Origin of the sequence: Caulobacter vibrioides, from assembly GCF_002310375.3 — a bacterium.
Lineage (GTDB): Bacteria > Pseudomonadota > Alphaproteobacteria > Caulobacterales > Caulobacteraceae > Caulobacter > Caulobacter vibrioides_D.
In genome coordinates this window covers 3,921,328-3,940,790 of sequence record NZ_CP023315.3, presented here as the reverse complement: position 1 = coordinate 3,940,790, position 19,463 = coordinate 3,921,328, and the positions used below count along the sequence as shown (strand labels likewise).

At 69.1% G+C, this 19,463-nt stretch carries 20 protein-coding genes; 12 read left to right on the top strand and 8 right to left on the bottom strand.

What is annotated here, in order from left to right:
- Positions 1 to 80: 80 nt before the first annotated feature.
- Positions 81 to 707, bottom strand: a complete 627-nt coding sequence (locus tag CA606_RS18745) for a DUF4142 domain-containing protein (RefSeq protein WP_096053156.1) — start codon at positions 705 to 707, stop codon at positions 81 to 83.
- A gap of 138 nt (positions 708 to 845) precedes the next feature.
- Here CA606_RS18745 and CA606_RS18740 point away from each other — a divergent pair, with 138 nt between their 5' ends.
- The gene (locus CA606_RS18740; RefSeq protein ID WP_096053946.1) at positions 846 to 2,045 is read left to right on the top strand and encodes a CaiB/BaiF CoA transferase family protein; all 1,200 of its coding nucleotides are present in this window, start codon (positions 846 to 848) and stop codon (positions 2,043 to 2,045) included.
- A 28-nt stretch (positions 2,046 to 2,073) separates the two neighbouring features.
- On the opposite strand, the gene CA606_RS18735 is transcribed toward CA606_RS18740, so the two are convergent.
- Positions 2,074 to 3,912: an HWE histidine kinase domain-containing protein gene (locus tag CA606_RS18735; protein WP_096053157.1), complete on the bottom strand. Its 1,839-nt coding sequence runs from the start codon at positions 3,910 to 3,912 to the stop codon at positions 2,074 to 2,076.
- A 167-nt stretch (positions 3,913 to 4,079) separates the two neighbouring features.
- Between CA606_RS18735 and CA606_RS18730 the strand changes: the two genes are divergently transcribed.
- The 3 genes from CA606_RS18730 to CA606_RS18720 all read left to right on the top strand — a co-directional run bounded on the left by CA606_RS18730 (position 4,080) and on the right by CA606_RS18720 (position 5,664).
- Positions 4,080 to 4,424, top strand: coding sequence for a hypothetical protein (locus tag CA606_RS18730; protein ID WP_096053158.1), 345 nt, complete (start codon positions 4,080 to 4,082; stop codon positions 4,422 to 4,424).
- A complete protein-coding gene (locus tag CA606_RS18725) occupies positions 4,421 to 4,822 on the top strand; it encodes a hypothetical protein (RefSeq protein ID WP_096053159.1) in 402 nt (133 codons plus the stop codon). The genes CA606_RS18730 and CA606_RS18725 overlap by 4 nt, the downstream gene beginning before the upstream one ends.
- 221 nt (positions 4,823 to 5,043) lie before the next feature.
- Positions 5,044 to 5,664, top strand: coding sequence for a superoxide dismutase (locus CA606_RS18720; protein WP_096053947.1), 621 nt, complete (start codon positions 5,044 to 5,046; stop codon positions 5,662 to 5,664).
- A gap of 44 nt (positions 5,665 to 5,708) precedes the next feature.
- Here CA606_RS18720 and CA606_RS18715 read toward each other — a convergent pair whose 3' ends face one another.
- The gene (locus CA606_RS18715; RefSeq protein ID WP_096053160.1) at positions 5,709 to 6,497 is read right to left on the bottom strand and encodes a metallophosphoesterase family protein; all 789 of its coding nucleotides are present in this window, start codon (positions 6,495 to 6,497) and stop codon (positions 5,709 to 5,711) included.
- The gene (locus tag CA606_RS18710; protein ID WP_096053161.1) at positions 6,494 to 7,348 is read right to left on the bottom strand and encodes a diacylglycerol/lipid kinase family protein; all 855 of its coding nucleotides are present in this window, start codon (positions 7,346 to 7,348) and stop codon (positions 6,494 to 6,496) included. The genes CA606_RS18715 and CA606_RS18710 overlap by 4 nt, the downstream gene beginning before the upstream one ends.
- Before the next feature lie 129 nt (positions 7,349 to 7,477).
- Between CA606_RS18710 and CA606_RS18705 the strand changes: the two genes are divergently transcribed.
- From CA606_RS18705 to CA606_RS18690, 4 genes are all read left to right on the top strand, one after another.
- A complete protein-coding gene (locus CA606_RS18705; RefSeq protein ID WP_096053162.1) occupies positions 7,478 to 7,819 on the top strand; it encodes a YMGG-like glycine zipper-containing protein in 342 nt (113 codons plus the stop codon).
- Positions 7,820 to 7,955: 136 nt separating this feature from the next.
- A complete protein-coding gene (locus tag CA606_RS18700) occupies positions 7,956 to 8,414 on the top strand; it encodes an OmpA family protein (protein WP_096053163.1) in 459 nt (152 codons plus the stop codon).
- A 319-nt stretch (positions 8,415 to 8,733) separates the two neighbouring features.
- On the top strand, positions 8,734 to 8,922 hold the full coding sequence (locus CA606_RS18695; protein WP_096053164.1) for a hypothetical protein: 189 nt from the start codon (positions 8,734 to 8,736) through the stop codon (positions 8,920 to 8,922).
- Between the two features lie 12 nt (positions 8,923 to 8,934).
- Positions 8,935 to 9,198 (top strand): hypothetical protein, encoded by a 264-nt coding sequence (locus tag CA606_RS18690; protein WP_096053165.1) that lies wholly within the window; start codon positions 8,935 to 8,937, stop codon positions 9,196 to 9,198.
- A gap of 79 nt (positions 9,199 to 9,277) precedes the next feature.
- On the opposite strand, the gene CA606_RS18685 is transcribed toward CA606_RS18690, so the two are convergent.
- Genes CA606_RS18685 through dapB form a run of 4 tightly spaced genes read right to left on the bottom strand, consistent with a single transcriptional unit; the run spans position 9,278 to position 13,934 of the window.
- Entirely contained in the window at positions 9,278 to 9,634 is a 357-nt protein-coding gene (locus CA606_RS18685) for a YdbL family protein (RefSeq protein WP_096053166.1), read from the bottom strand.
- 15 nt (positions 9,635 to 9,649) lie between these two features.
- Positions 9,650 to 9,835 (bottom strand): YnbE family lipoprotein, encoded by a 186-nt coding sequence (locus CA606_RS18680; RefSeq protein ID WP_024265977.1) that lies wholly within the window; start codon positions 9,833 to 9,835, stop codon positions 9,650 to 9,652.
- 35 nt (positions 9,836 to 9,870) lie between these two features.
- Positions 9,871 to 13,110, bottom strand: a complete 3,240-nt coding sequence (locus tag CA606_RS18675; RefSeq protein WP_096053167.1) for an intermembrane phospholipid transport protein YdbH family protein — start codon at positions 13,108 to 13,110, stop codon at positions 9,871 to 9,873.
- Positions 13,111 to 13,160: 50 nt separating this feature from the next.
- Positions 13,161 to 13,934, bottom strand: a complete 774-nt coding sequence (gene dapB, locus CA606_RS18670) for a 4-hydroxy-tetrahydrodipicolinate reductase (RefSeq protein ID WP_096053948.1) — start codon at positions 13,932 to 13,934, stop codon at positions 13,161 to 13,163.
- A 253-nt stretch (positions 13,935 to 14,187) separates the two neighbouring features.
- On the opposite strand from dapB, the gene CA606_RS18665 reads away from it, so the two are divergent.
- From CA606_RS18665 to trpA, 4 genes are all read left to right on the top strand, one after another.
- Positions 14,188 to 16,473 (top strand): NADP-dependent malic enzyme, encoded by a 2,286-nt coding sequence (locus tag CA606_RS18665; RefSeq protein ID WP_096053168.1) that lies wholly within the window; start codon positions 14,188 to 14,190, stop codon positions 16,471 to 16,473.
- Positions 16,474 to 16,714: 241 nt separating this feature from the next.
- The gene (locus CA606_RS18660; protein ID WP_096053949.1) at positions 16,715 to 17,374 is read left to right on the top strand and encodes a phosphoribosylanthranilate isomerase; all 660 of its coding nucleotides are present in this window, start codon (positions 16,715 to 16,717) and stop codon (positions 17,372 to 17,374) included.
- A 22-nt stretch (positions 17,375 to 17,396) separates the two neighbouring features.
- Positions 17,397 to 18,617: a tryptophan synthase subunit beta gene (gene trpB, locus CA606_RS18655; protein WP_181242689.1), complete on the top strand. Its 1,221-nt coding sequence runs from the start codon at positions 17,397 to 17,399 to the stop codon at positions 18,615 to 18,617.
- Between the two features lie 12 nt (positions 18,618 to 18,629).
- Positions 18,630 to 19,457 (top strand): tryptophan synthase subunit alpha, encoded by an 828-nt coding sequence (gene trpA / locus CA606_RS18650; protein WP_096053170.1) that lies wholly within the window; start codon positions 18,630 to 18,632, stop codon positions 19,455 to 19,457.
- Positions 19,458 to 19,463: the final 6 nt, after the last annotated feature.

Sequence of the window (19,463 nt, the reverse complement as noted above, 5' to 3'; positions counted from 1 at the left end):
GGTCCCGGCTCTGCGCCCGGCTTTCGCCGGGCTCCGGCCGGGATGACACCCTTTTTGCGCTTAGAGCTTCCGCTAGCCCATTACTGACGGGCCTTGGCCACGTCCTCGCCGGTGTCGAACCCCTTCTTCAGGCCCTCGGCCATGTTCAGGTGCTTCTGGACCGTCGGCGCGGTCTCGGCGGCGAAGGTCTTCAGCGCCGGCGTGTCGCCATCCTGGGCGTAGCGTTGCAGCAGGTTCAGCATGGCCTGATGCGCGTCGACCATGGCGTCGGCGTAGTCCTTGTCGAAGTCCTTGGCGTCGGCCTTCGCCAGATCGTCCAAATCGTCCTGCATGTCCTTGGAGAGCATGGTCGGCACGGTGATCATGGCGCCTGAGGCCGCGATCGCCGTGTTCAAGCTCCGGTTGGACGCCTTGTGGGCCTCGCCCATGGTCTTGGCGAACGCCTTGACTGATGCGTTCGTCGAGCGCGAGGCGGCCAGCTTGGCGGCCTCGATTTCGAACATGTTACCGTCGGCCAGCTTGGTGGCGAACACGTCGGCCTTGGTTTCGTCGGCGGGCGTCGGAACGGTCGCGGCGGGGTTGGCGTCCGGCGTCGCGGCTTGCTCGGCCGGCGTGGCGGCGCCCTTGGTTTCATCGGATTTCTGGCCGCAGGCGGCGAGGCTCAGAGCGGCGACGGCGACGCCGACGACGAGAAAATGGCGGGTCATGGCTGTCTTTCCCTTGGGTTCTTTTTGTACTGAGGGTCTCTTCGATGAGAGATCGGGGCGCGGCGCCGCGGTTCGCCGTCGTGCCAAGAAGAACATCACGGGGCCGTGATCGGTTCCTAGACCATGGGGGATTTTCGCATGAGCCAGGGTCCGTTGGCCGGCCTGCGGGTGATCGAGATGGGTTCGCTGATCGCCGGACCCTTCTGTGGTCAGGTGTTGGGCGACTTCGGCGCCGAGGTCATCAAGATCGAGGACCCTAAGGTCGGCGACCCCATGCGCCAGTGGGGACGATCCAAGCCCAAGGGTCTGTCGCCCTGGTGGCCGGTGATCGGCCGTAACAAGAAGTCGGTGACGGTCGACCTGCGCATGGAGGCGGGGCGCGATATCGCGCGGGCCCTGATCGCCAAGGCCGACGTCGTGGTCGAGAACTTCCGCCCCGGTACGCTTGAGAAATGGGGCATGGGCTATGAGGCCCTGGCCAAGACCAATCCGGGCCTGGTGATGGCGCGGGTGTCGGGCTTTGGCCAGACCGGGCCCTATGCCAGCCGCGCGGGTTACGCCTTGGTCGGCGAGGCGATGGGCGGCCTACGCCATATCACCGGCGAGCCTGACCGCCCGCCCGCGCGGGCCGGCATCTCGATCGGCGACAGCCTGTCGGGCCTGAACACAGCGCTGGGGGTGATGATGGCCCTCCACGCCCGCCAGCGCACAGGTCGGGGGCAGGTGGTCGACACCGCCATCTATGAGAGCGTGCTGACGGTGATGGAGAACCTGGTCACCGAATATGACCTGACCGGCTATGTGCGCGAGCGGTCCGGCGCGGTGCTGCCGGGTATCGCGCCGTCCAATGTCTATCCGACCAGGAGCGGCGAGCTTGTTCTGATCGGCGCCAACCAGGACACCCTGTTCCGCCGCCTGTGCGAGCTGATGGGCCGGCCTGACCTGGCCGATGATCCGCGCTACTGCGACCACGCCGCGCGCGGCGCTCACCAGGCCGAACTCGACGCGCGCATCGCCGCCTGGACCGCCGATCAGGACATCGACGACCTTCTGCCGAAGCTCGAGGCCGCAGGCCTGGCCACCGGCCGCATCTACCGCGCGCCCGACATGCTGAAGGATCCGCAGTACGTGGCCCGCGAGTCGATCGTCACCGTGCCCCACCCTGTGTTCGGCGAGATCAAGATGCAGAACGCCTTCCCCCGACTGACCGAAACGCCCGGTGGGGTGCGCTGGCCGGGGCCGACCCTGGGCGAACACACGGACACGGTTTTGGCCGATATCGCCGGCCTGAGCGCCGAAGCGATCGAAGGTCTGCGCAAGAAAGGCGTGCTGGGCTGATGATCCGCCGACGCGTGGCGACGCGTGGCTAGGCCCGTCCGGTGACCCCCGCCACCGCGCGGGCGATCTGGTGCACGTTGTAGGGCTTGCGCACGATCGGGGCGTCAAAGCCCATGGGCGCGGCCTTGTCGGCGTAGCCGGTGGCGAACACGAACGGACGGCCCATCGAGCGCAGGATCTCGGCCACCGGAGCGACGGACTGGCCGTTGAGGTCGGCGTCCAGAACCGCCACGTCGAAGTCCTGCTCCACCATCGACAAGGCTTCGCCGAGCTCCGCCGCGCAGCCGATCACCTCGACGCCGGCGTCCTCGAGACCCGCCTCGAGCTCGAGCGCCAGCAGCAGGGAGTCTTCGACGATCAGCACCTTCAGGCCGGCGATCGCGCCGGGTCGCACCGTCTCATCGGCCGCGACGACGGTCTCCACGATGCGCTCGGGCGCGACGCTGACGGGCTCGACCGGCGGCGCGTCGGCCAGGGCTTCGGCGCCGCCCTGGATCATCGCGGTGACGCCGCTGGATCGATAGTTGATCTTGGCCGATCCGCCCAGCTCGCGGCCGGCGACGTCCTCGATGAGCGTCGCGCCGAAGCCCTTCGTCGCCGGGGCGGTGGCCGGCGGGCCGCCGGTCTCCAGCCATTCCAGCGCAAAGCCGCCTTCGGGCGTGCGCCGCCAGACCACCTCGACCTTGCCCGTCTCGGTGGAGAGCGAGCCGTAGCGCACGGCGTTGACCGCCAGTTCGTGCAGCGCCAGCGACAGGGCGGCCGCCGCGCGCGGCGTCAGGAACAGTTCGGGTCCATCCCAGCGGGTCTGGGTGGGCGCCAGGCCGCCGAGTTCGGCGGCGGCGATCCGGGCCAGGGTCGCCCCCCGCCAGCGCGCGGCGCTGAGCAGGTCATGCGCCGAGCTCATGGATTTCAGGCGCGCCGCGAAGGTCTTCAGGAACACATCCAGCGAGGCGGACTTGCGGGCCGACTGCGCCGCCACCGACTGGACGACGGCCAGCAGGTTTTTGATGCGGTGATCCAGCTCGGCGACCAGGCTTTCGCGCTGCTCCTCTTGCAGCTTGCGCAGGGTGATGTCCTGGACCACGCCGATCAGCTGGGTCGGGCGACCGTCGGAGGTCATCAGCATGACGCCGGCGGCGCTGTTCCAGGTCTCGCCCGCGCCGTCGCGGGGCGCGCGCCGATACTCGATGGTGAAGCGGCCGGTCTCGGCCAGCTGCCGGTCGACGCTGACGCGCGCCGCCCTGCGATCGTCGGGATGGATGTACTGGTAAAGCGCGTCGCCGCCCTGGCTGTCCAGTTCGCCTTCGGGAATCCCCGACAGCTTGGCGAGGCGCGGACTGATCCTGAAGGTGTTGGTGGCGACACACCACTCGAACTCGCCGAGGCTGGCGGCGGCGATGGCCAGGTCCAGCCGTTCGCTCTCCAGCGTCGGAACCTTGGCGCACGGCCCGAACAGGACCTCCGTCGCCAGGTCCGCGAGGTCGGTCAGGGCCTGCAGATCCTCTTCCGAAGCGGGACCGCTCGTGCCGGGGCCTTCGACCACCAGGGCGCCCAGCACGTGACCTGCGCAATCGCGGATCGGGACGGAAAGGCCGACGGGCGCATTGGCGAGCACCACCCTGTGGGCCAGGTCACCCTCGCGCGGGGCTTCCGGGCCCGCATAGCCGACATAGGCGGCGCGCCAGATGCGCGCTTCGTCTACAAGCACGACGGCGGCCTTGGGCGCGTCGAACAGGCGTGCTGCGAGCCGGATCAGGCGAGACAGTCCGGGGCCGTTGACGACCCCATCCACGACGCCCAATCCCCGCACAGCTTCAAGGCGCTCTGCTTCCAGGCGATCGTCGCTGGCTCTCGGGGCGTCGTCCATGATTCGACCTTAGCCTCGCTTCGCGTGTAGCGCGAGCGCCTTTGGGATTCCTCAGTGGTGAAGCCTTTGGCGTTGCGCTAACTTGGAACCCTAGCGCCAAGCTCGGCGTTGACGGGGCGCGTCATCAGCGCCCGGTCGGTCGCGTCGCGAACAGGAGAGAAGATCCCATGCCCGCCAGTTCCCCCGCCGCCAAGGAAGCCGCCAAGGCCAAGACCGCGACCCTCGAGGCGGTCGAGCATGCCGAGCGCAGCTTCACCCACGCCGCCGACGCGGCCCGCGTTTCGCTGACCGAAGCCGCCAAGCGCGTCGAGAAGTCGGTGTCGGAAGGCTTCGAAACCCTGCGCGCCCAGAGCCGCGCCTACAGCGACACCGCCGGCCAGACGCTGGAAGAGGCCCAAGCCTACGCCGCCGAGCGTATCCGCGAGCGTCCGATCACCGCCACCCTGGCGGGCCTCGGCGTGGGCGTGCTGATCGGCCTGCTGATCGCCGGCGGCAGCCGTCACAACCGCTGATGTTTGAAAAAACCCTGATGACGCTGGCGGCGGCGGCGGCGATCGCCGCCGCGGCGGCGGTCAGCGTCGTCTCCGCCGCCTTCGCGCTGTACGCTTTGCTGGTGCCGCTGGTCAGTCCGGCCGGCGCGGCCGCGATCGTGGCCGCTGTCGCGGCTCTGATCGTCGCCATCGCCGGCATGATCGCCGCGCGCAAGGTCGAGAGCCATCGGGCCGCCAGCCACGAGGCCCCGCCGCCCGCCGGCTTCGACATGACCGGCAAGATCGTCGAGATCGTGCGCGAGCGCCCGATCATGTCGATCGGCCTGGGCTTGGCCGCCGGGATCTTCGCGCTGAAGAACCCAGCCCTGACGGCGACCGTGGCCAAGGCCTTCCTGGACCCTAAGCCGCCGCAACGCTGACCGCGCGACCCGCCTGAGCGCGACGCCGCCGCATCTTGGTCCGGCGGTCGTCGGCTGGACGGCGGACTCGCGGAAACCCCAGGTTTCCAAGGGGATTTCTCAACTAAAGTTGAGCGTTCGGGATGGTTGAAGCCGCTTACGCTTCGCCCCCGCGCGCACTAGATGCCTTCCCGCGCGTTCCCGCTCCTCCCTTCATGGGAACGCCTTCCCATGGAGTGAACATGACGTACACGCTTCCCGACCTGCCCTACGCCTATGACGCGCTGGAGCCGACCATCTCGGCCAACACCCTGCGCTTCCACCACGACAAGCACCACGCCGCCTACGTCACGGCCCTCAACGGCCTGCTGAACGGCGACGACAAGGGCTCGCTGGAAGCGGTGATCAAGGGCGCCGGCCCCGGCAAGGTGTTCAACAACGCCGCCCAGGCCTGGAACCACGCCTTCTTCTGGGACGGCCTGTCGCCGACCAAGACCGCGCCGGGCGCCGAGCTGGCCGCCGCCATCGACGCCACCTTCGGCGGCATGGACGCCCTGAAGGAAAAGTTCGTCGCCGAGGGCATCGGTCACTTCGGTTCGGGCTGGGTGTGGCTGGTCTCGGACGCCTCGGGCGCCCTGAAGATCATCTCGACCCACGACGCCGAGAGCCCGGTCACCCAGGACCTGACGGCCCTGGTCGTCGCCGACGTTTGGGAGCACGCCTACTATCTGGACTACCAGAACCTGCGGAAGGGCTTCCTGGAAGCGGTCTTCGACAACCTGATCAACTGGACCCTGGCCGACAGCCAGTATGCGGCCGCCAAGTCGGGCGCCCAGGGCTGGGCCTATCCGGCTCCGCAATAGATCGGATAATGGCGGCGCGAGCGTGTTCGCGCCGCCTCCTTATCTCAGAGGCGTCGATCGATCGCCCAGCTCCGCCAGGCCTCGAAGCCGCCGTGCGCATAGGCCATGGCGTTTACCTGCACGCCGTCGGGCGCGACCTCGATCACGTTGAATCCGGGCGCGGCGCCCCGCTCGCGCTGGGACAGAGTGCCGGACCCTATCGCCTGGGTTCGCCCGTCGCCGAACGGCAGCGGCGTGACGAACGGCAGATGGATGTGACCTGACAGGATCACGTCGGCGCCGGCCTTCACGAACTGGCTGGCGGCGTCCTCGCCGCCATGCACGCGGGCGGTCATCGGCCCGCCCAGAATCTCCATCAGCGGGTGGTGACAGACCACGATGCGCAGGTCCCCGGCTGGGGCGGCCTCAAGCTCGCTCACCACGCGTCGAATCTGGTGTCGGCCCACCGCGCCTTTTGACCAGTTCCAGCGCAGCTGCGCGGCGCGGGCGGTGTTCAGCGTGGTGAGCGTCACGCCGGGGCCGCGCCAGCGCGCGCCGTCCTCCGCGCCGAATCGGTCGCAGAAGCGTCGCCAGGGGTGGGTGAACCGCTCCCAGAGCTCGCCGGGACCCACGAACGGCGTGTCGTGATTGCCGGGCGTGACGATCATCGGCCGAGGCAGGGTGTCCAGCCAAGCCGCCGCCGCGTCGAACTCAGAGGCCTTCCCATCCAGGGTGAGGTCGCCCGCCACCACGACAAGGTCGGGCGCGGCCGCGCGAATCCACGCCCCGGCGGCCGCCACGGCCTCGACATTCTCGCCGCCGAAATGGATGTCCGAAAGCTGGACCAGCTTCATGGGTTCGCGGGCACCAGCGCCCGAAAGGCTTCGGGCCTGAAGTGGATCGCGGTCTCGGGAGGCAGGCGGGCCGGCTCGCCGTCCAGGATGGCGGGGATGCGCCCATTGGCCCAGATTCGGCCCGAGCGACAGCGGCCGACTGACACCGAAGGATCCTCGCGCCATTGGCCGAGCATGGCGTTCATGCCCAGGCGGAACACCTCAACTGCGCCGCTGGGGTCCAGGGCGGCGGCCTCCAGCGCTTGTTCGTCGGCGTCGAGCGCGCTGGACACCAGCGGGCACAAAAAGGTCAGGGCCTCGGCCTTGCCCTTGGGACGCCCGTCGAGCGCGTAGCGTAGGCGACCGGAAAAGGCGCGACGAAAGGCGCGCCGGGCGCGGGCGAGGGCCAGGTCGATACGCCCTTCGCGGGCCGCCTCGCGCGCCGTGGCCCACAGGGCGGGGCTGCCCAGGATGGCGGCGACGAAGAACAGGCGTCCGCCGACCTCGCCGCCGGAGATCATCCGTGCTTCGCCATCGCCGAGGCAGTCGCGCATGACCTCTTCCCAGGGGCGTTCGCCATAGAGGGCGTGCGGCAGCATGTTCATGGTTCCGCCCGGCAGCGGCGCGATCAGCGGGCCCTTAGCGCCGGCCATTTCGGCCGCGGCGCGCGCGGTGCCGTCACCGGCCAGGACGAGGACGGCGTCTGGCGCTCCATCGATCACCGCCCTAAGGCAATCGATCAGCTCGCTCGGCGCGGGGGCGTGGACGACGCCGGTCACGCCGTACTCTGCGAGCAGGCGTTCGGCGATCTCGGGGCCGTCTGGTCCGACCGAGCCCGAGGCGATGTTGGCGACGACGTCGATGCGCTTCATACGCACACCCCCTCATGAAAACGCCTGCGACGCAACGGCCCCATCCGGCCCTGGTTCCGCTTGCGGCGCGGAACCCTCATCCGTCGGGGCCGTTAGCTGGCCTGGGACAGCTCGGAACGGAGAGCCAAGATGAAGACGACCATGATCGCCCTGATGGGCGTCGGCGTGCTCGCCGCGGCGTGCACCTCGACCGGCAATGTGGAGCGGAACGCCGCCGGCGGCGCGGCGCTGGGCGCCGTCGCGGGCGCGGTGATCGGCAACAATGTGGGCAGCGGCAGCGCCGGCAAAGGCGCAGCGATCGGCGCGGCGATCGGCGGCGCGGCGGGCGCGGTGAAGGGCTGTCGCGAGGACGGCGGTTGCGGCGCCGCCGAGGTCAACCGCCGCCGGTATTACGACGAGCGTACGGGACGTTACTATTACTACGATGCGCGCAGCGGCCGTTACTTCTGGGAGAACGGCGCGCCCCGCTAGAGCCCTGTCCGGTCTGATTGAAACTATCAGGTCGGAGAAAAGGGTCTCTATTTCCAAAGTTTAGGGCTCTGCTCGAAGGCGATCGGCCCGGCCGGTCGCCTTTCGTGTGTCCGGGATTTCAGACGGAGGGTTTGGCATGAAGACCGTACGAACCATGATCCTGAGCGGTGCGGTGCTGGCGATCGCCGGATGCGCCCAGACCGAAGGACCGTTCCGGATCCTGCGAAAGCCGGTGGCGGTCGCGCCGTCTGTCTGCGCCGGTTTCCAGGCCTCGCTCTATTTCGACCGCGATAGCGCCCAGCTCACACGCGAGGCGCGGATGGTGCTGGGCGACGCCAAGGTCCGGGCGCGAAACTGCGTGGTGCGTTCGGTGCGGGTGGTCGGCCTTGCCGACGCCGTGGGCGCGCCTGAGGCCAATCTTGCGCTGTCCCGCCGGCGGGCCGAGGCGGTGTCGCGAGCCCTGGCTCGCGTCGGCTTCGCCAAGGCGGAGGTGGATGTGGCGGCGGTCGGTGACGCGGGATCGGTTTCTGCATCCGGCGCTAATGCGCCCCTGCGCCGGCGCGCCGACGTCCTGTTCGACCTGGCGCCGCGCTGATCCGGCGCGGGCCTGGCCTGCTGCGCCAGGCCCGCGATGCGAACAGGACGAAGAAGGGCGGTCCGATCAGCCGGTCCGCCTCGCGTTCGCATCAATCAGAAAGGGGGGGTGCGAAGGCGGCCGACCAGCTTTCGCTGGTCTCAAGTCGGGGGGCGTCGCCGCCTTCGCAATCACAAAACGACCCTGCTCGCGATTGGTTCCCGGTCCGGCGAAATTTTTTTAGCTGCGGGACGGAACGCGGCTCGGCGGAACGGGCGTGCGCGCAAGACGTTGAAATCACTGGGCGGACATCGAGTCCGCCAGGCAGGGGAGCAACGTCGTGATCCGCACCTATGTGGCCGAACATGGCGGTACGGTTTTCGTTTCGACGCTCAGCCAGCGTCAAAAAAGGACGCGTTCGCGGATCATGGCGCTGGCCGTGATCGTGGTGATCGGAGCCTCCGCCGGGACGGTGCAGGCCTTCCACGATCACCAGCGCGCGGATGTCACCCGAATGTGGACACCTTAGGAGAGCGCCGCCATGCCCGCCGACATTCACAATGGCCCCACGCCCAACGACCCACCGCCGCGCCTGAGCGCCACCCGGGCGCGCCAGGGCCGCTGGGGCAAGCATATGTTCTGGGTTCTGATCGCCTCCACGGTTCTGGCGGCGATGGGCTTGTTCGGCGCCTGGGGCTATCGCGCCAACGACCTGGCGGCTGTGGAGGTCAACAACGGCGTGCAAACGCCCGCCGAGGCCCAGCGCTACGACACCCGGCCCTCACCGGCGCGCCAGACGCCTTAGTCAAGGCGAGGCTCGGACGAAAGGAAAGGGCGGCCTCCGCGAGGAGACCGCCCTTCGTCGTGGTCGAAACGCCAGCCGGTTATTTCTTCATCCAGCCGCCGTCGAGCGGCTTCCAGTACTGGCCCGGCGCCAGGCGGGCGTAGAGTTGCTTGGCGGTGGCCTGGCCGGCGGCCTCGGGCGTCGCGCCGGTCTTGGCGGCGATGTCCTTGTAGGCGGCGGCGCGGCCGGTGTTGATCTCGGCCACGGCGGCGCGCAGCGCGGCGTCGCCGCCGGACACGATGCCCAGGTACCCGTCGGCTTGCTCGCCGACCGTGCCCGCCGTCTTGGCGGCGTCGACGGTCGCCTTGGCGGCGGCCGATTGCGCCATGGCCAGGCCCGAACCGGCGGCGGTCATCGCCAGGCCCAGAGCCAGAACCGTCATCGTCTTGCGGATCATGTCGGTCCTCCTTGCTTAGAACAGGTTGGGGTTTTGCTGGATCAGCGACTGGACTTCCTTGTCCAGCCGCACGCGCACGTCGGCGTCCAGCTTGGCGTAGATATTGATCGGGTCGACCTTCACGCGGACGGTCGGCGTGCAGGCAGCCGCGCCGAGCGCTCCCGTCGCGATCAGGGCCATCAAGAGGGCGCGCTTTCTCATGCGTCTGGTCTCCAGTTCGTGGGCAAGGTGAGGGGTCACGGTTGAACCGGACCTGAACGGGGCGGGTCTGCGTCCTCGCCGGCGAACGAACGCCGCCAAGCGTCCAGAAGCTCGTCGAAGTTCAGCGACGTGTCGAGGGTCAGGTCCACGGGCGTCTTGGCCGGCAAGGCGATGCGCTTGTCAAACGCGCGGCCGCGAAGAAGGTCTAGGATCCCGACCTTGGCCTTTTCGGCCACCTTGGGGGCGTGCTGGCCCTTCACGTGGAAGAGAATACCAAGGCGTCCGTTGTCGGTGCTGTTGACGCCCGCTTCCAGCTGGTCGAACGCCAGGTTCTCCATGGCCTGATAGGCGAAGTCCTGGATGGCGTCCACCTGGCCGGGCGGCTGAGACGGCGGCGCGCCGGGCGCGTCGGCCGGGCTGGCGGCGACGTTCGACAGCGCCGACCGGGCGATTTCCAGGCGACCGGGCCGGATCGCGCGCACCTGGCCGTTCTGGAACCTCAGACCCTCGGGCCCGAAGGTGAAGGGCAGGCGGCCGTCGACCGCGGCGTCGATCTTGATGCGGTCGGCCAGGGACGAGGCGGCGATCAGCTCGCCGAGGTCCAGGTGCTCGATAACGATCGCGCCCTTGATGGTCTTATCCGCGCCCAAGGGCACGTCAATCGGCTCGATCGACACCCGGCCCTTGGCGGCCTCGAACGTCGCCTTGGAGACGTGCAGCATCTCCGCGCCCAGCTGGAACACCGACTCGACCCCGGTGAGCGGCACCAGCGAATCGATCTTCACGACCCGCATCGACTGCCCTGGGGCGCTGGCCAGGGGGGCGAGGCTGATGAAGTCGATCGCGCCGTCCAGGGTGGCGACGAAGCCGATCGGGCTGGTGAAGTCGATCTTGTCGGTCACCAGGCGTCCCCGGCTGGTCGCGCCGGCCTGGTCCCAGGCGAAGACGCCGGTGAAGCTGGCCGGGCCCTTGGCTTCCCGCGCGAAGGCCGCCATCGGCGACAGCTCGGCCGGTTGCAGACCGCCCGGCGCGAAGGTCAGCTTGGAGGCGTCGATATCGGCCTGGCCTTTGCCGGTCGCCACGACATGGCGCAGGCGGATGGCGCCCAGAGGCGCGCCGACCGGCGTCGTAGCTTGGAAGTCGCCGGTCCACAGGCCGCCCGCCAGACCAAGGCGACCCTTGGCGAGGATAGGATTGAAGCGCCGCTCCGGGGCGGCGTCGGTGACGGCGGCGCTGTCGATCCGCACCTGCGCGCGCTCGAAGCCCCCCGTTCCGCCCAGCGACGCCTCGCCCTGGATTGTCTCCAGACGGGCCTGAGCGCTGGCCAGCGCGCCTTCGCCGTCCTTGAAGCGCAAGCCCGCGCTCCAGCCGCCGGGTCCGGCGGCCACCAGCGGCGCGGCGGTCGGACAGACCAGGGCCTTGATGGCGGTCACCGGGCTTTCGCCCAGCGCATAGGCCTTGGCCGTGACCGGGGCGCACTGGCGGGTCACCAGGGTGAAGCGGCCATCGGCGATCCGCGCCTGGCCGTCGATCTGGCCGGTGACACCCTGGATCGGCGGCAGGTCGAAAGCCTCGGCGGCGATCGACAGCGGCGACGTCACGACGCCGCCGGCCGCGCGCCAGTCGCTGGCCGCCAGACGCACCGTCGGCAGGCCGCCGCCAGAGAGGGCCGCCCGCAGACCGCCCCGAGCGCCACTTGGTCCCGCGTCCAGCAGCACGCCCCCCGGCGCGGCGGCGGTGAGGAGGACGCCGTTCGGGGCGCTCAAGCGGGCCTCGCGCGAGAGGGCCAGGCGCGTGCGGCCGGCGGCGATCTCCAGGCCAAGGTCAGGCGCGGCGAGTTCGAACGTGCGAAGCGCCCGGCTCAGCGGCGCGCCATAGGCGGGGTTGGGGATCAGGGCCGCGAACCGCTCCGCGTCGGGCCCGGCGATCCCGCTCGCGCCGGAGGCTTCCCCCTGCAGGCTGAGCGTCAGGCCTTGAGCGTCCTGGCCGATCCGGCCGCTGGCGGCCAGGCGCGCCGACGCCAGCGCCAGGGCGCCCATGGCCAGCCGATCGGCGCGCGTCTCGATCTTCAGCGGGCCTTCAAGGCGCGCGCCTTGCGCGTCCGCCGCCAGGGCCAAGCTTTCCGACGCGCCTTGGCCGCGCAGGTTGCGCACCGCAACGCCGCCCGCGATCGCCTGTCCGGCGCGCAGCTCGGCGGTGGTCGCGCCGCGCAGGCTCAGCCGGCCATCACGCCGGCCGCCCACGACGCGGGCGAGCTCCAGCGCGAGGGTGGCGTCGCGGGCCTGCAGCGACGGGGTGGAAAGCCGTTCGCTGCGCAGGTCCGCGCGGCCCTTGCCCATGAAAGCGATGTCTTGCGGTCCGCCGTCCAGCCGTCCGTTCCAGGCGAGGTCGGCGTTCAGCCCTTCGGCCTGGCCCTCGCCCAGTCTGGCGGCCACTGCGCGCACCGACATCTGAGCCGCCAGCGGACCTTGCGCGGTCATGCGGCCGAGATCGGGGTAGGGCAGGTCGGCGCTGAGCGTGGCGGTGGCGCCGGCCAGGTCGGCCGCCTCGGTTTCCAGGCTGTTCAGCGCCAGGGTGACCTCGACGCTCAGGCGATCACCGCGCTTGCGGGCGGCGACGCTCGCGCCCTTGGCGTCGATGGCGAGATCCCGGACCGCATAGCGCAGCGGCGCAAGCCGCGCGTCCAGGCGCAGCAACTGGCCGTCATCCAGGCTGGCGTCGCCGGTGATCCGCGCGCGGCCGCCAGGCGTGGTCAGGTCCAGCCGGGCGTTCTCGACCAGCACCGCGGGACCGGGAACATCGGGCCGGCGCGGCGCCTTCAGGACCTCGTCGATCAGCGGCTGTAGAGCGCCCAGCCTCAGGCCCTTGGCGTCGAGGCTGGCTGCGATACGCGGCCGCACCAGGCGCACGGCCTTGGTCTGGATGTCGAACGCGCCCCCGCTCCAGGGCGTGGAGAGGTCATAGGCCACCTCCAGCCGATCGGCGGCGAAGATCGGCGCATTGCGCGGACCCAGGCGCACCTTGCCGACGAAGCCGGTGGCGTCGACGTCCTCCAGCTGCACGGCGGCCTCGATCCCGCGCTCGCGCAGCCAGGACTCGGCCAACTCCCGGCTGATTTCGCGCCGGCCCGACCAGACGACCAGGCCCGTGGCGATCAGGGCCAGCATCGACAGCGACACCGCCTCTAGGCCGATATCCACCAGGCGCGCGCGCGGGCTGGGCGCGGTTCTTGCCGCGGTGTCTGGTGTCGGTTCGGTCGAGGGTTCTGCCATCACGTCCTGGCGTCTGGTGTCCTAACAAAGCCCCCCGGCCAAGCTTTGGATCCCTATTTCTTGAAGCCCAGCACGTCCTGCATGTCGTAGAGGCCTGGCGGCTTGCCCTTGACCCAGACGGCGGCGGCGATGGCCCCGCGCGCGAACAGGCCCCGGTCGATAGCCGAGTGCGACAGGGTCAGGCTCTCGCTCTCGCCGGCGAAGATCACGCTGTGCTCGCCGATGATCCCACCGCCGCGCACCACCGAAAAGCCGATCGCGCCGTCCTGGCGCGGACCGGTGACGCCGTCGCGGCCCCGGTCTGAAACCTCCGCGAGGTTGACGCCTCGCCCCTGGGCGGCGGCCTCGCCCAGCATCAGGGCCGTGCCCGAGGGCGCGTCGATCTTGCGCTTGTGGTGGGCCTCGAAGACTTCGATATCCCAATCCTGAGCCGGCAGGGCGGCGGCCGCCTGGCGCACCAGGCCCATCAGCATGTTGACGCCCAGCGAATAGTTGCCCGAGCGGACGATGACGATCTGCTGCGCGGCCGCGTCGATGCGGGCCAGCTGCTCGTCCGAGAACCCGGTGGAGCCGATCACCAGCGCCGGACCGCCGTTCACGGCGGCCTCTTCGGCTAGGGCGACCGAGGCCTCGGGCAGGGTGAAGTCGATCACGGCGTCGGCGGCGGCCAGGGCGTCCTGACGCGCGATGAGGCCGTCGCCCTCGACGCCCGGACGCTCGAAGCGGGCGGCGACCACGGCGTCGCTCCGACCTTCCAGCGCCTGGGCGACGGCGCGACCCATGCGGCCGTTGGCGCCGGCGATCGCGATCTTCACGGGCTGGGACAAGACGGACTCCGGGAGAAAACTGACCTTGGGCAAATCACCTGTTCCGCCCCTTCAGGTCAACCTCACGCCGCCTTCCCCCAGGGCGCCGCGCTTGACGCAACGCCAAGTCCAACAAGCGTTTGCAGGGATTTTCGCGTTCTGACCCGGTTGTGACGCCCGGTCCCCGTCGCTACGGTGCGGACATATAAGGGCGTGTTCGCATCGATCGGCGCGCCCCTTCATCGACTTGCGCAGCAGGAATGGGAAACGCCGGATGAGCGACGCGGAACGCAAGACCTTCACGGACGCGGAGGCCCTGGCCTTTCACCGTCACCCGACCCCCGGCAAGATCGCCATCGTGCCGACCAAGCCGATGGCCACCCAGCGTGACCTCTCCCTGGCCTATTCACCGGGCGTCGCCGTCCCCGTCCACGCCATCGCCGCCGATCCGGACATGGCCTACGAGTACACCTCCAAGGGCAACCTCGTAGCGGTGATCTCGAACGGCACCGCGATCCTGGGCCTCGGCGACCTGGGGGCCCTGGCCTCCAAGCCGGTGATGGAAGGCAAGAGCGTCCTCTTCAAGCGCTTCGGCGACGTCGACTCGATCGATATCGAGGTCACCACCAAGGACCCCGACGAGATCATCACGGTGGTCAAGAACATCGGCGTCACCTTCGGCGGCATCAATCTGGAGGACATCAAGAGCCCCGAGTGCTTCCGCATCGAGACCGAGCTGCAGGAGCTGCTCGACATCCCGGTGTTCCACGATGACCAGCACGGCACGGCGATCATCTGCGCCGCCGGCCTGATCAACGCCTGCCACATCACCGGCAAGAAGATCGAGGACGTGAAGGTCGTGCTGAACGGCCCCGGCGCGGCCGGCATCGCCTCGCTGGAGCTGATCAAGGCGATGGGCGTGCGGGCTGAGAACTGCATCGCCGTCGACTCCAAGGGCGTGCTCTATCGCGGCCGCACCGAGGGTATGAACCAGTGGAAGAGCGCCCACGCGGTCGAGACCGACAAGCGCACGCTCGCGGAAGCCGTGGTCGGCGCCGACGTCCTGCTGGGTCTGTCGGCCAAGGGCGCCTTCACGCCCGAGATGATCGCCTCGATGGCCCCCAACCCGGTCATCTTCGCCATGGCCAACCCCGATCCGGAGATCACGCCCGAAGAGGTCAAGCGCGTGCGCAAGGACGCGATCATGGGCACGGGGCGCAGCGACTATCCCAACCAGGTCAACAACGTCCTGGGCTTCCCCTACATCTTCCGCGGCGCGCTGGACGTGCGGGCCCGTCGCGTGAACCACGAGATGAAGATCGCCTGCGCCCAGGCCCTGGCCATGCTGGCCCGCGAGGACGTGCCCGACGAGGTCGCCGCCGCCTATCACGGCCGCCAGCTGAAGTTCGGCCCCGACTACATCATCCCGTCGGCCTTCGACCCGCGCCTCATTTGGTACGTACCCCCGTTCGTCGCTCAGGCGGCGATGGACACCGGCGTCGCCCGCAAGCCGATCGCCGACATGGACGCCTATCGCGCGGGCCTGGCCCAGCGCCTGGATCCGACCGCCGGCTTCCTGCAGAAGATCTCCGGCTCGGTTCTGGCCAATCCCAAGCGCATCGTCTTCGCCGAGGGCGAGGACCCCAGCGTCATCCGCGCGGCCTACGCCTATCAGAGCGGCGGGTTCGGCAAGGCCATCCTGTGCGGCCGCGAGAACCTGGTGCACGAGAACATGCGCCTGGTGGGCCTGGATCCCGACACGGCGGGCCTGGAGATCATCAACGCCCGTCTGTCGGATCGAAACCCCGACTATGTCGACGCGCTCTATGCCCGCCTGCAGCGTCAGGGCTATCTGAAGCGCGACGTCCAGCGCCTGATCAACCAGGACCGCAACAGCTTCGCCGCCTCGATGGTCACCCTGGGCGAGGCCGACGGCATGGTCACCGGCGTCACCCGTAGCTTCGACCAGGCGCTGGAAGAAGTGCTGCGCGTCGTCGATCCCGCCCCCGGCGGCCGGATCATGGGCATGTCGGTGGTGCTGGCCAAGGGCCACACCCTGTTCGTCGCCGACACCAACGTCACCGAACTGCCCGAGGCCGAGGAGCTGGTCGAGATCGCCTGCGAAGCCGCGCGCGCCGTCAAACGCCTGGGCTTCAAGCCACGCGTGGCCTTCATGAGCTACTCGACCTTCGGCAATCCGATGGGCCTGCGCTCGGAAAAGGTCCGCGAGGCCGTGGCCATGCTCGACGAGATGGACGTCGACTTCGAATATGAGGGCGAAATGCCGCCCGAGCTGGCGCTCGATCCGGAGAAGCGCGCCAACTATCCGTTCATGCGTCTGACCGACAGCGCCAACATCCTGATCATGCCGGCCATCCACGCCGCCTCGATCTCGACCAAGCTGGTGCAGTCGCTGGGCGGGGCCACGGTGATCGGGCCGGTGCTGCTGGGCCTCTCCAAGTCGGTGCAGATCGCGCCGCTGTCGGCCTCGGTGTCCAAGATCCTGAACATGGCGATGATGGCCGCCTATGATCAGCCGGAGGAGAGCGGCGAGGGGTGATCGGGGAGCGGGACATTCGCTTACAATCCTCCCCCTAGCGGGGGAGGTGGCGCAAAGCGCCGGTGGGGGAAGTTCTGCGAGCTCAGCCTCTTCTCCCACCGTCGGCTGCGCCGACACCTCCCCCGCTCGGGGAGGATTGTCGCCGGCCCTTCCCCATCAAGAGATCCGGAATGGCGTCTTCACGCTGCAATGAGCATTGCTGGGGTTGCGCGGCGGCTTCCCCGCCCGTAACTCCCCGGCGATGAGCGTTTCCGCCCACGGGGCCAAGATCTGCGGACTGTCGACACCTGAGACGGTCAAGGCCGCCTTTGACGGCGGGGCCGCGTTCCTGGGCTTCGTCTTCTTCGACAAGAGCCCACGCAACCTCGCGCCCGAGACCGCCGCGCGCCTTGTGGAGCCGGTTCGCGGCCGGGGCGTGCAGACCGTGGCCGTCACGGTCGATCCCGACGACGCCCTGATCGACCGCCTGATGGCGACGATGCGGCCGGACCTGATCCAAGTGCACGGCAAGGAGACCCCCTCGCGGGTTCGCGAGATCGCCGCCCGCGCCGGCGTCGGGGTGATCAAGGCCTTCTCGGTCTCCGCCACGGCCGATGTCGATCAGGCGGCCGCCTTCGACGGCGTGGCCCAACACCTGATGTTCGACGCAAGGCCCGTGGAAGGCTCGGTCCTGCCCGGTGGCACCGGAGCCCGCTTCGACTGGGGCCTGCTGGCCGGGCGAGGTTTTTCGCGGCCGCATTTCCTGGCCGGGGGGCTTGATCCGTGGAACGTCGGTGAGGCCATCAAGACCTCCGGAACGCCCCTGGTGGACGTTTCTTCTGGCGTGGAGCGTGGTCCCGGCCTAAAGGACCCGGCTCTGATCTCGGCGTTTCTCGACGCCGTCAAACGCGCCAAAGACTGAAAAGCCCAGCTTGGAAGCCCTCGTGAACGCTCCTGCGAAACCCAATGACTACTCGGCCTATCCCGATGCGGAGGGCCGCTTTGGCGGGTTCGGCGGCCGCTATGTCGCCGAGACCCTGATGCCGCTGGTCCTGGACCTGGGCAAGGCCTATGCCGACGCCAAGGCCGATCCGGAATTCCAGGCGCAGCTGACGAGCTACAACACCCATTACGCCGGCCGGCCCAGCCCGCTCTATTTCGCCGAGCGTCTGACCGAGCACTTCGGCGGGGCCAAGATCTATTTCAAGCGAGACGAGCTGAACCACACCGGCTCGCACAAGATCAACAACGCCCTGGGCCAGATCCTTCTGGCCATGCGCATGGGCAAGACCCGGATCATCGCCGAGACCGGCGCTGGCCAGCACGGCGTGGCCACCGCCACCGTCTGCGCCCGCTTTGGCTTGCCCTGCGTCGTCTACATGGGCGCCACCGACGTCGAGCGTCAGAAGCCCAACGTCTTCCGCATGAACCTGCTGGGCGCGGAAGTCCGCCCCGTCAGCTCGGGCACGGGCACCCTGAAGGACGCCATGAACGAGGCGATGCGCGATTGGGTGACCAACGTGCATGACACCTATTACCTGATCGGTACGGCCGCCGGCCCGCACCCCTATCCGGTGATGGTCCGCGACTTCCAGAGCGTGATCGGCGCCGAGGCCCGCGAGCAGATCCTCGAAATGGAAGGCCGGCTGCCCGACGCGGTGGTCGCCTGCATCGGCGGCGGCTCCAACGCCATCGGCCTGTTCCACCCCTTCCTCGCCGACGAGGGCGTGCGCCTGATCGGCGTCGAGGCGGCCGGCCACGGCGTCAGGACCGACAAGCACGCCGCGTCGCTGACCGGCGGGCGTCCGGGCGTACTGCACGGCAACCGCACCTACCTCTTGCAAGACGACGACGGCCAGATCATCGACGCCCACTCGATCTCGGCGGGCCTCGACTATCCGGGCATTGGCCCCGAGCACTCGTTCCTGCACGACATCGGCCGCGCCGAATATGTCTCGACCACGGACAATGAGGCCCTGGAGGCCTTCAAGCTGTGCTCGACGCTGGAAGGCATCATCCCGGCGCTGGAGCCGGCCCACGCCCTGGCCCGGGTCGGCGAAATCGCCCAGGAGCTGGGCAAGGGCAAGATCGTGGTGATGAATCTCTGCGGTCGCGGCGACAAGGACATCTTCACGGTGGCCGAAGCCCTCGGGCGCAAGATCTAGGACCGACCTCGCGTGACCAAAGACCGTATCGACCGCCGCTTTGCGAGCCTGAAGGCTGAGAATCGCGCCGGTTTCGTGACCTATGTGATGGCTGGCGATCCCGACGCCGCCACGACGCTTTCGGTGCTCAAGGGCCTGCCGGCCGCCGGCGCGGATCTGATCGAGCTGGGCTTTCCCTTCTCGGATCCGATGGCTGAGGGCCCGACCATCCAGCGCGCCGCCCAGCGGGGCCTGAAGTCCGGCATGACCCTGCAGGGGACGCTGGACCTGGTGGCCGCCTTCCGCGAAGGCGACCAGGACACGCCGATCATTCTGATGGGCTATCTCAACCCGGTTCTGAACAAGGGCTTCGAGACCTTCGCAGCGCTGGCCGCCAAGGCCGGGGTCGATGGCTTGATCATCGTCGACTGCCCGCCGGAAGAGGCCGACCCGTTGTCGGACGCGCTGGAAGCCGAGGGCATCGCCCTGATTCGCCTGGCCGCCCCGACCACCGATGACGCCCGCCTGCCGATGGTGGTGCGCCGGACCTCGGGCTTTGTCTATTATGTCTCGGTGGCTGGGGTGACCGGCGTGAAGTCGGCCGACGCGGCCGATGTGGCTCCCGCCGTCGAGCGTCTGCGCAAGGCCTCGGGCCTACCCGTCGCCGTGGGCTTTGGCATCCGCACGCCGGATCAGGCCGCCGCCGTCGCCAAGGTCGCCGATGCGGCTGTCGTCGGCTCGGCCCTGGTCGATGAAATCGAGGCTGCGGCCCAGTTGAACGAAAACGTGACCGAGAAGGTTCTTCTCAAGGCGTCGGAGCTGGCTAAGGCTGTGCGTTCGGCGCGAGTCGGGACGAAGTGAGGCTTT

Bases quoted from the DNA above. Each gene is read 5' to 3' on its own strand.
- CA606_RS18710 (WP_096053161.1), bottom strand. From the start codon at position 7,348: ATGAAGCGCATCGACGTCGTCGCCAACATCGCCTCGGGCTCGGTCGGA.
- CA606_RS18735 (WP_096053157.1), bottom strand. From the start codon at position 3,912: ATGGACGACGCCCCGAGAGCCAGCGACGATCGCCTGGAAGCAGAGCGC.
- CA606_RS18720 (WP_096053947.1), top strand. From the start codon at position 5,044: ATGACGTACACGCTTCCCGACCTGCCCTACGCCTATGACGCGCTGGAG.
- CA606_RS18740 (WP_096053946.1), top strand. From the start codon at position 846: ATGAGCCAGGGTCCGTTGGCCGGCCTGCGGGTGATCGAGATGGGTTCG.
- CA606_RS18705 (WP_096053162.1), top strand. From the start codon at position 7,478: ATGAAGACGACCATGATCGCCCTGATGGGCGTCGGCGTGCTCGCCGCG.
- CA606_RS18700 (WP_096053163.1), top strand. From the start codon at position 7,956: ATGAAGACCGTACGAACCATGATCCTGAGCGGTGCGGTGCTGGCGATC.
- CA606_RS18680 (WP_024265977.1), bottom strand. From the start codon at position 9,835: ATGAGAAAGCGCGCCCTCTTGATGGCCCTGATCGCGACGGGAGCGCTC.
- CA606_RS18685 (WP_096053166.1), bottom strand. From the start codon at position 9,634: ATGATCCGCAAGACGATGACGGTTCTGGCTCTGGGCCTGGCGATGACC.
- CA606_RS18715 (WP_096053160.1), bottom strand. From the start codon at position 6,497: ATGAAGCTGGTCCAGCTTTCGGACATCCATTTCGGCGGCGAGAATGTC.
- CA606_RS18730 (WP_096053158.1), top strand. From the start codon at position 4,080: ATGCCCGCCAGTTCCCCCGCCGCCAAGGAAGCCGCCAAGGCCAAGACC.
- CA606_RS18745 (WP_096053156.1), bottom strand. From the start codon at position 707: ATGACCCGCCATTTTCTCGTCGTCGGCGTCGCCGTCGCCGCTCTGAGC.
- CA606_RS18660 (WP_096053949.1), top strand. From the start codon at position 16,715: ATGAGCGTTTCCGCCCACGGGGCCAAGATCTGCGGACTGTCGACACCT.
- CA606_RS18665 (WP_096053168.1), top strand. From the start codon at position 14,188: ATGAGCGACGCGGAACGCAAGACCTTCACGGACGCGGAGGCCCTGGCC.
- CA606_RS18690 (WP_096053165.1), top strand. From the start codon at position 8,935: ATGCCCGCCGACATTCACAATGGCCCCACGCCCAACGACCCACCGCCG.